This is a genomic window from Streptomyces sp. G5(2025) (assembly GCF_049542075.1).
Taxonomy (GTDB): Bacteria; Actinomycetota; Actinomycetes; order Streptomycetales; family Streptomycetaceae; genus Streptomyces.
Genome location: NZ_JBMUZT010000006.1, coordinates 307,329 through 320,491, shown reverse-complemented (window position 1 = coordinate 320,491; position 13,163 = coordinate 307,329). Strand labels below are relative to the sequence as shown.

At 70.7% G+C, this 13,163-nt stretch carries 13 protein-coding genes and 1 pseudogene; 7 read left to right on the top strand and 7 right to left on the bottom strand.

Annotated elements, in window-relative coordinates; all coding sequences use genetic code 11:
- The first annotated feature begins 109 nt into the window (after positions 1-109).
- Positions 110-808 (top strand): response regulator transcription factor, encoded by a 699-nt coding sequence (locus tag ACOBQB_RS12160; RefSeq protein WP_423591331.1) that lies wholly within the window; start codon positions 110-112, stop codon positions 806-808.
- The gene (locus ACOBQB_RS12155) at positions 801-2,063 is read left to right on the top strand and encodes a sensor histidine kinase (protein WP_423591329.1); all 1,263 of its coding nucleotides are present in this window, start codon (positions 801-803) and stop codon (positions 2,061-2,063) included. Before ACOBQB_RS12160 ends, ACOBQB_RS12155 begins: the two co-directional genes overlap by 8 nt.
- Here ACOBQB_RS12155 and ACOBQB_RS12150 read toward each other — a convergent pair.
- Positions 1,948-2,781, bottom strand: coding sequence for a PIG-L family deacetylase (locus ACOBQB_RS12150; protein WP_423591327.1), 834 nt, complete (start codon positions 2,779-2,781; stop codon positions 1,948-1,950). The genes ACOBQB_RS12155 and ACOBQB_RS12150 overlap by 116 nt on opposite strands.
- Before the next feature lie 165 nt (positions 2,782-2,946).
- Here ACOBQB_RS12150 and ACOBQB_RS12145 point away from each other — a divergent pair, with 165 nt between their 5' ends.
- From ACOBQB_RS12145 to ACOBQB_RS12130, 4 genes are all read left to right on the top strand, one after another.
- Positions 2,947-3,426, top strand: coding sequence for a hypothetical protein (locus ACOBQB_RS12145; protein WP_423591326.1), 480 nt, complete (start codon positions 2,947-2,949; stop codon positions 3,424-3,426).
- A gap of 65 nt (positions 3,427-3,491) precedes the next feature.
- Complete coding sequence (locus ACOBQB_RS12140) at positions 3,492-4,415, top strand: hypothetical protein (RefSeq protein WP_423591324.1); 924 nt, start codon at positions 3,492-3,494, stop codon at positions 4,413-4,415.
- A 23-nt stretch (positions 4,416-4,438) separates the two neighbouring features.
- Positions 4,439-5,836 (top strand): tetratricopeptide repeat protein, encoded by a 1,398-nt coding sequence (locus ACOBQB_RS12135; protein WP_423591322.1) that lies wholly within the window; start codon positions 4,439-4,441, stop codon positions 5,834-5,836.
- Between the two features lie 204 nt (positions 5,837-6,040).
- A complete protein-coding gene (locus ACOBQB_RS12130) occupies positions 6,041-7,603 on the top strand; it encodes an alpha/beta hydrolase (protein WP_423598434.1) in 1,563 nt (520 codons plus the stop codon).
- Between the two features lie 18 nt (positions 7,604-7,621).
- Here ACOBQB_RS12130 and ACOBQB_RS12125 read toward each other — a convergent pair.
- The 3 genes and pseudogenes from ACOBQB_RS12125 to ACOBQB_RS12115 all read right to left on the bottom strand — a co-directional run bounded on the left by ACOBQB_RS12125 (position 7,622) and on the right by ACOBQB_RS12115 (position 9,981).
- A pseudogene (locus ACOBQB_RS12125) lies at positions 7,622-8,109 on the bottom strand (YbaK/EbsC family protein).
- Entirely contained in the window at positions 8,110-9,153 is a 1,044-nt protein-coding gene (locus tag ACOBQB_RS12120) for an NAD-dependent epimerase/dehydratase family protein (protein ID WP_423591320.1), read from the bottom strand.
- Positions 9,154-9,246: 93 nt separating this feature from the next.
- A complete protein-coding gene (locus tag ACOBQB_RS12115; RefSeq protein WP_423591319.1) occupies positions 9,247-9,981 on the bottom strand; it encodes a lysophospholipid acyltransferase family protein in 735 nt (244 codons plus the stop codon).
- Positions 9,982-10,276: 295 nt separating this feature from the next.
- Here ACOBQB_RS12115 and ACOBQB_RS12110 point away from each other — a divergent pair, with 295 nt between their 5' ends.
- On the top strand, positions 10,277-10,663 hold the full coding sequence (locus tag ACOBQB_RS12110) for an SSI family serine proteinase inhibitor (protein ID WP_423591317.1): 387 nt from the start codon (positions 10,277-10,279) through the stop codon (positions 10,661-10,663).
- 52 nt (positions 10,664-10,715) lie between these two features.
- On the opposite strand, the gene ACOBQB_RS12105 is transcribed toward ACOBQB_RS12110, so the two are convergent.
- From ACOBQB_RS12105 to ACOBQB_RS12095, 3 genes are all read right to left on the bottom strand, one after another.
- Entirely contained in the window at positions 10,716-10,874 is a 159-nt protein-coding gene (locus ACOBQB_RS12105) for a hypothetical protein (protein ID WP_423591315.1), read from the bottom strand.
- An 87-nt stretch (positions 10,875-10,961) separates the two neighbouring features.
- Positions 10,962-11,912 carry a cytochrome c oxidase assembly protein gene (locus tag ACOBQB_RS12100; RefSeq protein WP_423591314.1) on the bottom strand — a complete coding sequence of 317 codons (951 nt, stop codon included), beginning with the start codon at positions 11,910-11,912 and terminating at the stop codon, positions 10,962-10,964.
- Positions 11,913-12,078: 166 nt separating this feature from the next.
- A complete protein-coding gene (locus ACOBQB_RS12095; protein ID WP_423591312.1) occupies positions 12,079-13,104 on the bottom strand; it encodes a 6-phosphofructokinase in 1,026 nt (341 codons plus the stop codon).
- Positions 13,105-13,163: the final 59 nt, after the last annotated feature.

Here is a 13,163-nt window from a genome sequence, read left to right as displayed (position 1 = left end):
GCTGAGGGATGGGTTGGCTGCATACCGCCAGCCAAGACGGCGGCGCGTTGCCGGCACGTATGCGGTTTTCGATATGCCGACGATATGCGCGGACTCGTAGCCTCGGAGCATGCGCGTGCTGATCGTCGAGGACGAGCCCTATATGGCGGAAGCCGTCCGCGACGGCCTGCGCCTGGCAGCGATCGCGGCGGACATCGCGGGTGACGGCGGGACCGCTCTGGAGCTGCTGAGCCTCCACACCTACGACATCGCCGTCCTCGACCGCGACATCCCAGGGCCGTCCGGCGACGAGGTCGCCCGACGCATCGTCGCCTCCGGCAGCGGCATGCCGATCCTCATGCTCACCGCGGCCGACCGTCTCGACGACAAGGCCACCGGCTTCGAACTCGGCGCCGACGACTACCTCACCAAACCCTTCGAGCTCCAAGAGCTCGTGATGAGGCTCAGAGCCCTCGACCGCAGACGCGCCCACAACAGGCCCCCCGTACGAGAGATCGCGGGCCTGCGAGTGGATCCGTTCCGCAGAGAGGTCTACCGGGACGGCCGCTACGTGGCACTGACCAGGAAACAGTTCGCCGTGCTCGAAGTCCTCGTCGCCGCCGAAGGAGGCGTCGTCAGCGCCGAAGAACTCCTCGAACGCGCGTGGGACGAGAACGCCGACCCGTTCACCAACGCCGTACGCATCACCGTCTCGGCCCTGCGCAAACGGCTCGGCGAACCCTGGGCCATCGCCACGGTGCCGGGCGTCGGCTACCGCATCGACACGCCGCCACCACCGGCCGCGAACGGGGGAGCGGACCGTGGATAGGGCACCCGGGCTGAGCGTTCGCCTCAAACTCACCCTCAGCTACGCCGGATTCGTCATGCTCGCCGGCGTCCTGCTGCTCGTGGCGGGTTGGGTGTTCCTGACGCGTGTGCCCCACGTCGGGCTCGTTTTCCACCCCGGCTACCGCCTGCCTGTTCTGCGCGCCTTCGCTCCGACCGCAGCCACCGTACTGGCGTTCCTGCTGGTCTTCGGTCTCCTGGGAGGGTGGCTTCTCGCCGGCCGCATGCTCGCCCCCCTGACCCGCATCACCCACGCCACGCGCATGGCCACGAGCGAATCGCTCTCCCACCGCATCCGGCTGCCGGGCCGCAAGGACGAGTTCCGCGAACTCGCCGACGCCTTCGACGCGATGCTCGCACGGCTCGAAGCGCACGTCGCCGAACAGCGGAGGTTCGCAGCCAACGCCTCGCACGAACTGCGCACCCCGCTGGCCATCTCGAAGACCCTTCTCGACGTGGCGCGCACCGATCCGGACCGCGTCACCCGCGAACTCGTCGACCGCCTCCACGCCGTCAACACCCGAGCCATCGACCTCACCGAGGCGCTGCTCCTGCTCAGCCGCGCCGACCAGCGGGCCTTCACCCGAGAACCCGTCGACCTGTCCCTCCTGGCGGAAGAAGCCACCGAAACACTCCTTCCCCTCGCGGAAGGGCGTGACGTCACCGTCGAGACCGTCGGCGAGTTCACCCCCACGACCGGATCGCCGGCGCTCCTGTCGCAGCTGACGACGAACCTCGTGCACAACGCGATCGTCCACAACCTCCCCGCACAGGGCACCGTGTGGGTCAAGACCGCCGTCCGCCCCGGGGCCGCGGTGCTCACCGTCGAGAACACCGGTGAGCAGGTCACCGCGGAGCTGACCTCGACACTCGTCGAACCGTTCCGGCGCGGCACCGAACGCGTGCACACCGACCACGCGGGCGCCGGTCTCGGCCTGGCCATCGTCAAGACCATCACTCAGGCACACGACGGGACCCTCACCCTCACCCCGCGCCCGGCCGGGGGGCTCCGCGTCACGGTGGAACTACCCGTGACAGCCCCGCCCCCGGCCCCCCCACAGACCGGGCGCGATGACTCCGTGACGTCCGCTGACCGATGCCGTCCCCGGCCGGACGGGCGGATCAGCGCAGTCCGGCGAAGAGATCGTTCTCGGGTACGGCCGCGCCGGTCACGTCCTGGACGCGTACGAAGGTCTCCATGCCCATCAACTCGGCGAATATCTCCTCGCCCATCTTGAGGAAGAAGATGTTCTCGCCCTGACTGGCGTGCGCGGCCAGCGCGTCGAACTTCTGAGCGCTGAACGCGGTGGTGTCCACCCACGTGGTGACCTCATCGTCGGGGAGACCGATCTCGGCCAGCGCGGCGGCCTCGGCGGGATCCGGCTCCGGCATGTCCTCATGGAACTCACGCATGACCTCCCCGAACCGCCGCACCCCCGAGCGGGGCATCGTCGTCCAGTACACCTTCGGCGTCAGCGAGGTCATCTCCAGCGCCGCCATCGTGATGCGGTGGGCCTGGATGTGATCCGGGTGGCCGTAGAAGCCGTTCTCGTCGTACGTGACGACCACATCGGGTCGGTAGTGCCGCATGAGGTCCGCGAGGCGGGCGGCGCCCTCCTCCACGGGGGTCCGCCAGAAGGATCCGGGGGCGTCGTTGCTCGGCCAGCCCATCATCCCGGAATCGGCATAGTCCAGCGTCTCCAGGTCGCTGACCTTCAGGACTTCACAGCTCGCCTCCAGTTCTCGACGGCGCAGCAGGGCGACGGCCGCCGGATCGTGTCCCGGCTCGCCCGGCTTCATACCCCCCGGCCCGTCCCCGCAACCGCCGTCGGTACACGTCACGAGAACCGTGCGCACGCCCTCAGCCGCGTACCGCGCGAGGACCCCTCCGGTTCCGGTGGCCTCGTCGTCGGGGTGGGCGTGTACTGCCATCAGCGTCAAAGGCCGGTCAGTCATGAAGCAGTCCTCCTACGGAAAGAAATACGTCTTGGTGCAACAGCGCCGACCGGGCAGGCTGTTCCCGGCAAGGGCAGAAGCCTGCGGACCCCCGGACGTGCGTGCTTCCATGGGGGTGTCAGCTCGCGGGCTGCCCAACTGCCGTACCTGGGGTGGGATTTGGTGTTGAGTGAGTCATGGGCGGCCCTGGCCGCGATGGGCGGCGGGGCCGTCGTGCAGGCGATCGGAACGGACGCGTGGGCGGCGGTCCGGACCGGTGTGGCCCGGCTCTTCGGGCGCGGCGAGACGGACGCGGGCACGCTGGCCCGGCTGGACCGGACCGCGGCCGACCTCGATGCCCGGCCGGTGGCCGACGACCCCGGAGCGGGGCGGGCGAATCCGGCTCACGCCTGGCGGACCAGGTTCGAGGACTTCCTCGGGGCCCTCCCCGATGACGAACGTTCCGCCGCCGAACAGGAACTGCGGGTACTGATCGCCCTCGTCCCGCGCGCCACGACGGACCCGGCCGAGGGCGGCCGGTGGGCAGGCGCCGGCCGGGATATGAACATCAGCGCGGGAGACGGTTCGGTCGCCGCCTACCAGGTGGGCACGGTGCATCTCGGTGTCCCGCCGGACCCTACGACGCCGGGCCCTGTGACGCCGTAGGGCCCGGCGCACGGCCGAGCCGGGCCGGCGGACACCCCTCCGTCACCGTGGGCCACGCCCGCCACATGTACGTCGACCAGCACGTGTACGGCGACATCCCCTTAGCCGGGCCCGGCTACCTCGACGACCCCGCACGATGGCTGCCGGTACGTGACTGGGAGCCGTCCGAAGCGGGCGTGCACCGCACGTACACCTACCGTGACGGACCCGCACTGCCGCCCTATGTGCCTCGCGACATGGACGTCATCCTCCGGGCCCTGCTACGGGAAGCGCTTGACCGGGGCGGTTTCGTGTGTCTCGTAGGGGAGGGCGCCGCAGGTGCGACGCGGGCCGCCTTCGAAGCAGTTCGTACCGAGGCCGCCGACCGGCGGGTGCTCGCCCCGCGTGCGCCGAGCCATCTGGCGCTGCTCACCGACCGCCCCCGCCCTCCCGTGAGCCGCGCGCCCGTCATCTGGCTGGACGACCTGGAGCGCTTCCTCGTTCCGGACGGCTTGTGCGTCGAGGTGCTCGGTGAACTCGTCCGTGCGCGATTCCCTGTCGTGGCCACCCTCGACATCCAGTCGTACGAAGCGCTCACCGCGTCCCGCGGACGTGTCCTTTACCGCCTGCTCCACGACAGCCGGGGAGCGCGCGTCCTCAACTACGCGCCACCCATCCGGCTCGCACGCCGGTGGACGCCGTCCGAGCTGGCGCGGGCACGGCTGAGCGAGGACCGGCGGGTACGGGAGGCGACGCGGTATGTGCGGGCCCCGGTCGCGGAGTACCTCGCGGCGGGCCCCGCGCTGCGGGACCGGTGGGAGAGCGGCTGGCGTGCCGGGGGAACCCGCGCGGCGCCGCTCTCGTCGCGGCCGCCGTCGACCTCGCCCGTGCCGGACTCGCCGGCCCGTATCCGCGTCAACTCCTCATCGACGTCCACCGGTTCCACCTCGTCGACCGCGGCGGTGACGGGTTGGACCTGGTGGCCCCGGAGGGCCCGGCGGACCCTGTGAACCCTGCGGACCGTGTGGACCGTGTGGACCAGGATGACGCCTTCGCCTGGGCCGCCCAGCCCGCGCGCCACACCATCGCTCTGCTGAACCAGATGTCTCCCGGCCAGTGGCAGCCGTACGGCGGCCTGGCCGATGCGCTGTGCGACGACGCCGGGTCCCCGGGTGTGCATCCCCTGGTGTGGTTCGACGCGCTGGCGAACACCGGCGACATCCGTGAGGCGTTCACGATCGCCCTCAACGCGCACGACAAGGCGCCCGGCATCGCCACATACCTGTGGACCGCCCTGGCCGACGCCGGGGTTCCCGACGCACGGGTGAACCTCGGCGTCCTGCTCCTGCGGCAGGGCCGATACGCCGAGGCGGAAGCGGCCTGCCGCGAGGCGGCTCAGGTGCCGCGGACCCGGGCCGGGGGACTGTGCAACCTCGCGATCGTGTACGCGAGGACCGGACGGCCCTGTGACGCGTACGAGACGGCTCTCCGTGCCGTGGAAGCGGGCGCGCATGAGGCCTGGGCCCTTGTCGGGCACCTCCGGGCGGAGAGCGGTGACATGGACGGCGCGGTGGCGGCCACCCGACAGGCTGTCGCTCAAGGAGTGCCCGAAGCGGCCCACGACTTGGCCGCGTACCTGGCGGAGGCCGGGCACCTCGAAGAGGCGGTCGACACCTACCGCGACGTCATGGCCTCCGGCGACCTGGACGCCTGCGGCGCACTCGGCCTGCTGCTGGCGAGCATGGGACGCCCGGCCGAGGCACGGCGCGTCTACCGGGAGGGCATCGCCGCCGGGCGGACAGACCTCTGGCTGAACCTGGGCAATCTCCTCAACCAGGAGAGCCGGTACGAGGAGGCGTGCACGGCGTTCGAGTGCGGCGGCGACGCGGGAGACACCCGAGCCTGGTTCAACCTCGGGAACCTCCATGGCCGCCAGGGCCGCCACCGGGCCGCGGTGACCGCCTACCGGGCCGCGATCGACGCGGGCGACCGGTACGGCCTGCACAACCTCGGCCTGGCCTTGGAGCGACTGGGCCGCTGGGAGGAGGCCGAGGAGGTATGGCGTCCGGCCGGGGAAGAGGGGGACGCGGACGCGCTGCTGAAGCTGGCGGATCTCGCGGAGAAGGCGGGCCACAGAGCACGTGCCCTGACCCGCTATCGCCGGGCGGCAGAGGCCGGAAGCAGCGAGGCGCTGTACTGCCTCGGCGCTCTGACCATCCTCGCGGGACGCACGGACGAAGGGGAGGAACTCGTTCACCGGGCGGCCGACGCGGACAATGTGTGCGCGCTCGTCCACCTCGGCGTCTCGGCCCTGTCACAGGGCCAGGACGCACAAGGGGAGCGATTCCTGCGGCGCGCGCTGGAATCGGACCGTCAGCTCGCCGAGGCGTACCTCGCCGAATGGCGGGACAAGAGGCCCGCGCCGCCTTGAGGTTCGCCATTGCCGGGCAGACCGCACCGTTTATCGGATTGGTAAAGAAGACACGTCGTCTCTGTCGGCAGGGCCCCGCAGACGTAAGGATCCTCGCACTGATCGAATGTGCTCGAATTCGTGTGCGGGAGGCCTCACTTGATACGGACCCGAGGGACCAGGCGGTCGGCGGTGCGCGGATCCGCCGGCGCCCTGGTCATCGCGATGCTGATCGCGGGCGCGATGGCGGTGCCGACGGCGAGTGCCGGCGCGCGGGCGGGTAGTGCGGCACCCGACGCGAGCGCCCCGTCCGGCAAGGACCGCGAGGCCCGAGGCGTCGCGCTCGCCGCCCAGCGGGCCGCCAAGGCCGGCGTCGACTGGCGCGACTGCCCGGCCGACTGGAATCTGGAGAAGCCCATCCAGTGCGGCTGGGTCACCGTCCCGCTCGACTACGCCGAGCCGAACGGCAAGAAGATCAAGCTCGCCGTCGACCGCATCGGCAACACAGGCACCAAGGAGGAGCGTCAAGGCGCCCTCGTCTACAACCCGGGCGGCCCCGGCGCCTCCGGCCTCCGCTTCCCGCGCCGCGTCGTCACCAAGAGCAAGCTGTGGGAGAAGACCGCGAAGGCGTACGACTTCGTGGGCTTCGAGCCGCGCGGCGTCGGCCACTCGGCGCCCGTGTCCTGCGTCGACCCGCAGGAGTTCGTGAAGGCACCCAAGCTGGACCCGGTCCCCGACAGCGAGGCGGACAAACGCGTCCAGCGCAAGCTGGCCGCCGCGTACGCGGACGGCTGCCAGGAGCGCAGCGGCGCGCTGCTGCCCCACATGACGACGCCGAACACCGCCCGCGACCTCGACGTCATCCGCGCCGCCCTCGGCGAGAAGAAGCTGAACTTCCTCGGCGTCTCCTACGGCACGTACCTGGGCGCCGTCTACAGCACCCTCTTCCCGACACACGTACGCCGCATGGTCTTCGACTCCGTGGTCAACCCGCGCACGGACAAGATCTGGTACGAGGTCAACCTCGACCAGGACGTCGCCTTCGAGAAGCGCCTCATCGACTGGATGACCTGGGTCGCGAAGAACGACGCCGCCTTCCACCTCGGCGACACCTACGACGAGGTCCGCGCGCAGTGGGACAAGCTGCGCGCCACCGCGAAGAAGCAGCCGCTCGACGGCGTCGTCGGCCCGGCCGAGCTGCACTCCTACTTCCAGAACGCGCCGTACTACGACTCCTACTGGGTCGAGATCGCCACGAACTGGAGCAAGTACGCCGCCGGTGATCCCAAGCCCCTCATCGACGCGGCGAGCCCCGACCTGGCGGACAAGGCCGGCAACGCCGCCCAGGAGAACGGCAACGCCGTCTACACCGCCGTCGAGTGCGCGGACGCCAAGTGGCCGCGCAGCTGGTCGAAGTGGGACCGCGACAACACCCGCATCCACCGGACGAGCCCCTTCTTCACCTGGGGCAACGCCTGGATGAACCTGCCGTGCGCGACCTGGTCGAGCAAGCAGCAGCGCCCACTGGAGATCGAGAGCCGCAAGGGCCTGCCGCCCACGCTGCTCGTCCAGGCCACCCGGGACGCGGCCACGCCGTACCCCGGCGCCCTCGAACTGCACAAGCGGCTCAAGGGCTCGCGCCTGGTCACGGAGAAGGACGCCGGTTCGCACGGCATCACCAACATCGCGAACCCGTGCCTCAACGACCGTGTCGACGCCTACCTGTTGTTCGGCAAGCTCGACGCCTCCGACGTGACGTGCGGCCCGCACGCCACGCCGAAGCCGTAACAGCCGCCCGCCGCGCCCCTATTGGGAGATCGTCTCGATCCGAGGCGAGGCGATCTCCCGGTAGTCCGCCGTCCGCAGCGCCAGCGAGCGGTCCAGCCGCGCCGCGTTGAAGAAGATCTCGTCATGCTCCAACAGGGCCGGATCAACGACGAGTTCCAGCTCCGGGTCGAACGAGAACGGCAGGATCGTCCCGCTCACGCTCCCCGAGAGCCGCTCCGCCACCTCCTGCGTCGCGAAGCCGGCGTACGTACCGCCGAGCAGCGCCTTCAACGCGTTGAGATCGACGCGCCGGTCGCCCGGCACCACGGCGAGGACGTACCGCTTGGTCTTCTTGCCGATCTTCACCATCACGACGATGCACTTGGCGGCCTGTTCCAGGGTGTTCCCGCGCAGTGCGCTCACCGCCTCCGTGGCGCCCTCCGGCTCGTGCTCGATGACCCGGTAGGCCGCCCCCGCTCCTCCAGCAGTGCCACCAGCTTCGTGTACTGGGCGTGCTGCTCGCTCACTTATTCCTCCCGCCGCGCCAACCAGGCGTCTTCCGCTGCGTAGTCGAAGAGATCGACGTTGGGATCATAGTTCGCGGCCATCTTCGGGAACGCCTCCCGCCAGTCCCGGCCGTCCAGCCGGTCGACGAGCCAATGGACCGTCTCCGCGAGGGAGTCGGCGTACGTCGTCACCGGGCGGTAGCCCAACTCCCGCTCCGCCGCGGTCATGTCGAACACGACAGGGTGCTTCGAGGACCACGGGGTGAGGCCGACGCCACGCCCCGGAGGGTCGCCCTCCACCAGTACCGTCCTCGTCTCTACGCCCATCACCGCGTCCACGGCGGCGCCGATCTCCGCGACGGTCGGCGCCGCGGGGTCTCCCGCGTTCAGCGCCCGGGAGCCCGGCCGGATCGCCGCCAGGCGCACCAGCTCCGCGAGGGTGTGCACGCTCACCGGATGGAAGCGGCTGCGCCCGCCGTAGGCGAGCACCCGTACCCGCCTGCCGTCCACGTTCCGCTTCACGAAGTACAGCTCACGCGGCGTGCGGCAGCCCGGCCCGTGGATCGCCCCGGCCCGCAGCAGCGTCACCGGCAACCGCTCGCCGAGCGCGAGGAGCTCCTGCTCCAGGGCGGCCTTGCGGGTGCCGTACGTCGTGTCGCCGGGCGCGACGGTCGGCTGGGTCTCGGGGAGCGGCACGAGATACTCGGGGAAGCCGTCCGGCTCGTCCTGGGTGTCGAAGCTGCGGCCCCGCCCGTCCTCGTACACCGCTGCGCTGGAGAGCACCACGGCCGACCCGATCCGGTCGGCGAGCGCCACGTACTGCCGGGCGTGCCCCCGGTGGAAGGCGACCGTGTCGACCACCAGCTCCACGCCGTCGCCGACCACCTTCGCCAGCGCCGCGTCGTCGTCCCGGTCGAGCCGCGCCTCGCGTACGTCATCGGGCCACTGCTTGTCGCGCCCGCCGGTCCGCGAGACCGCCGTCACCGCCCAGCCGTCCTCGGCGAGAGCCCGTACCACCACGCGCCCGGTCTGTCCCGTCGCGCCGATCACCACTGCGTTCTTCATGGGGGGACCGTACGTGGCGGCCCCGGCCCGGTGGGGAACAATCTGCTCCTGGCAGAGTGTCGCACCGACGTGTCGAGGAGGGGACGCCTCGGGTCAGCTCAGCGGGATCCGCGGGAACCTCCGGGACTCCTTGGCGCCGGCCGCCGCGCGCTCGGCCTCCTCCGCCTTCACGACGGCCGCGTACTTGTCGACGTACTCCTGCCCGGAGAGCCCGAGGATCGCGTACATGATTTCGTCGGTGACGGCCCGCAGGACCGCCTTCTCGCCGTCCATGCCGTAGTAGCGGGAGAAGTCGAGGGGCTCGCCGAAGCGGATCGTCACGCGCCGGAAGTTCGGCACCTTCTGGCCCGGCGGCTGCGCCTCGAAGGTGCCGATCATCGCGCAGGGGATCACCGGCACCTCCGCCTTGAGCGCCATCGCGGCGACGCCGACCTTGCCCTTGTACAGCCGCCCGTCGTGGGAGCGCGTGCCCTCCGGATAGATGCCGAGCAGTTCCCCCTTGCGCAGGACGCACAGTCCCTCGCGGATCGCGGCCTGCCCCGCCTCCTTGCCGGAACGGTCGACGGGGATCTGCCCGGCGCTGCGGAAGAAGGCGGCCGTGAGACGGCCCTTGAGACCCGGGCCGGTGAAGTACTCGGCCTTCGCGAGGAAGGTGATCCGGCGCTTGATGATCGCGGGCATCAGGAAGTGGTCCGAGAACGAAAGGTGGTTGCCCGCGACGATGGCCGCGCCGGACTCCGGCACATGCTCCAGCCCCTCGATTCTGGGCCGGAACATCAACCGCAGCAGTGGGCCGAGGATCACGTACTTGAGCAGTAGATAGAACATGGCGGCCGCCTTCCCCTGATCCCGGTGCCGACGCACAGTAGCCAATCGGCGACGCGGACGCGAGAGCCCGTTCGGGCTCTTCCGCGCCACACGCGGGCGACTCACCGGCGAGGCGGCTCGACGCCCGGCGCGGACGGGAGGTCCGCTGGCCTCGCCCCGACGTGCCCGGCACCCGGCACCGCGGATCGACGCCATCGACCACAGAACGCCACAGAACGACACCGCCACAGAACGCCACCGTCACGGCACGTCACCGTCACTCAGCCCGACCGACACCCACCCCGGAGGTTCCGCAATGCGTCCGTTCACCGTCGCAGCCGCCGCGCTGATCGCTCTCGGCACGGCCGTCCCCGTCCATGCCGCGGAGGCCCCCACGCGGGAGCGCGGGTTCTTCCTCACCGTCTCGGGCGCCGAGAACTCCTGGGTCCGCGGCGTGACGCTGCGCTGCGAGCCCCGGCCGAGGGGCCACCACCCGCAGGCGGCCAAGGCGTGCGAGGCGATCCACCGGGCCAAGGCGGACTTCGGCGCCCTCGCCGACGACCCGCACGCGTGCACCAAGGAGTTCGAACCGGTCACGGCGACCGCGATCGGGACCCACGAAGGTCGGCTGGTCGTATGGCGGAAGACTTACCCGAACGCCTGTGCGATGGACGTCGACACGGGCCACGTATTCCGGTTCTGACACCGGACGACCCGCCGTGGAGCCCCGGCTGTCGCGCGGCACCGGCGCCCGCTCACGTGGCGCGCGACAGGACCATCCCGAGCGTGATCAGTCCGAGCACGACCCAGCCGAACCACAGCCAGCCGTTGCTTCCGAGCGCCACCGAGTAGGCCGTCACCATGACCAGGCCTCCGACGGTGAGCCCACCCATGGTCTTCGTGGAACCGGGCATCGCTCAGCCTCCTCCCGGCAGCCTCCGACGCGTGCGCGCCGAGGCCGCGGTCCGAAGACCATCGTGACCCGCGAGGGCCCTTTGGCGCTACCTCCCGCGTGCGGCCAGAGAGGCGAGATAGGCGTTGTACGCCTCCAGCTCCTGGTCCCCGTCGCGGTCCGCGGCGCGGTCCTTGCGCCGGGCCTCACGGTCCTCCGAGCGCCGCCACTGGAAGAGCAGGGCCACCAGCACGACCACGGAGGGGATCTCGCTGAATGCCCAGGCGATGCCGCCCGCGGCCTCCTGGTCGGCGAGCGCGTCGATGCCCAGCGAGGCCGGCGGGTGCATGTACGTGCCGATCATCGGCTGGGTCGCCATCATCAGCGCGATGCCGAAGAACGCGTGGAACGGCATGCCGGCGAACAGCTCCAGCATCCGCATCACGTAGCCGGGGCGGTGCGGCCCGGGGTCGACGCCCATGATCGGCCAGAAGAAGACCAGGCCGACGGCGAGGAAGTGCACCATCATGCCGATGTGACCCGCCTTGGAGCCCATGAGCGTGTCGAAGATCGGCGTGAAGTAGAGCGCGTACAGGCTCGCGATGAACAGCGGGATCGTGAACGCCGGGTGCGTGATGATCCGCATGTACCGGCTGTGCAGCAGCCACAGCAGCCATTCGCGCGGCCCCTTGTGCCCGCGCGCCGCGACCGGCAGCGCGCGCAGCGCCAGCGTGATCGGCGCGCCGAGCAGCAGCAGGATCGGCGAGAGCATGCTGATCACCATGTGCTGCACCATGTGCACGCTGAACATGACCATGCCGTAGTCGTTGAGCTTGGTGCACATCACGAGGAGCACGCTCAGGATGCCGAGCACGAACGAGATCGTGCGGCCCACCGGCCACTTGTCACCGCGCCGCACGAGGCGCACCACGCCCCACCCGTACAGGCCGAGGGCCAGCAGGCAGCCGATGAGGAAGAAGGGGTCGGCCGAGAGTTCCAGGCCTCGCCCCAGCGTGAACGGCGGCAGATCCATGTTCATGCCGTGCCCGCTGTGATCCATCCACTGGCTCCTGATTCGTGCGGTTGTGCGCTGTGTGTCCGCACCAGACTAGAACGGCCCCCGGACGCCGACGCGTCCGGGGGCCGTTCGCCCTGAAGGGGCGCGTGGAACCGCGCGATCAGCCCCCACCGGCCCGCGGGGTCATCACCGCAATCCCAGCGGAGCGTCAGAGGACGCACTCGGCCTCGGCGTACCGCTCGTCCGGCACGGTCTTCAGCGTCTCGACGGCCTCGGCCAGCGCCACCATCGTGATGTCCGTGCCGCGCAGCGCCGTCATCATGCCGAACTCGCCGCGGTGCACGGCCTCTACGGCGTGCCAGCCGAAGCGGGTCGCGAGGACGCGGTCGTACGCGGTGGGGGTGCCGCCGCGCTGGACGTGTCCGAGGATGACCGGCCGCGCCTCCTTGCCGAGGCGCTGCTCCAGTTCGAGGGAGAGCTGCCGGGCGATGCCGGCGAACCGCTCGTGGCCGTAGACGTCCCTGCCGCCCTCGTCGAACTCCATGGAGCCCGCCCGGGGCTTGGCGCCCTCGGCGGCCACGACGATCGCGAACTTCTTGCCCGCGGAGAAGCGCTCACCGACCTTGGCGGCCAGCTCCTCGATGTCGAACGGGCGCTCGGGTACGACGATGGCGTGCGCGCCCGCGGCCATACCGGAGTGCAGGGCGATCCAGCCCGTGTGCCGGCCCATGACCTCGACGATGAGCACGCGCTGGTGCGACTCCGCGGTGGTCTTGAGCCGGTCGAGGGCCTCCGTCGCGACGCCCACGGCGGTGTCGAAGCCGAAGGTGACGTCGGTGACCGCGATGTCGTTGTCGATCGTCTTGGGCACGCCGACGATGGGCAGGCCCGCGTCGGAGAGCAGCCGGGCCGCCTTCAGCGTGCCTTCACCGCCGATCGGGATGATCGCGTCGAGCGCCAGGTCGGCGACGTGGCCGCGGGCGCGCTCCACGCCGTCCCGCAGATGGGCGGGCTGCACGCGCGAGGAGCCGAGGATCGTGCCGCCGCGGGCGAGGATGCCGCCCACCGCGTCGAGGTCGAGCTTGCGGTAGTCGCACTCCAGGAGGCCTTTCCAGCCGTCGTGGAAGCCGATGACCTCGTCGCCGTGGTCCACCACCGCGCGGTGCACGACGGAGCGGATGACGGCGTTCAGGCCGGGGCAGTCGCCGCCGGAGGTCAGGACACCAATGCGCATAGCCCGGGAAACCTTTGCAACGTGGGCCGAATGGCCGGACCACGTCGTCCGGCTGGATC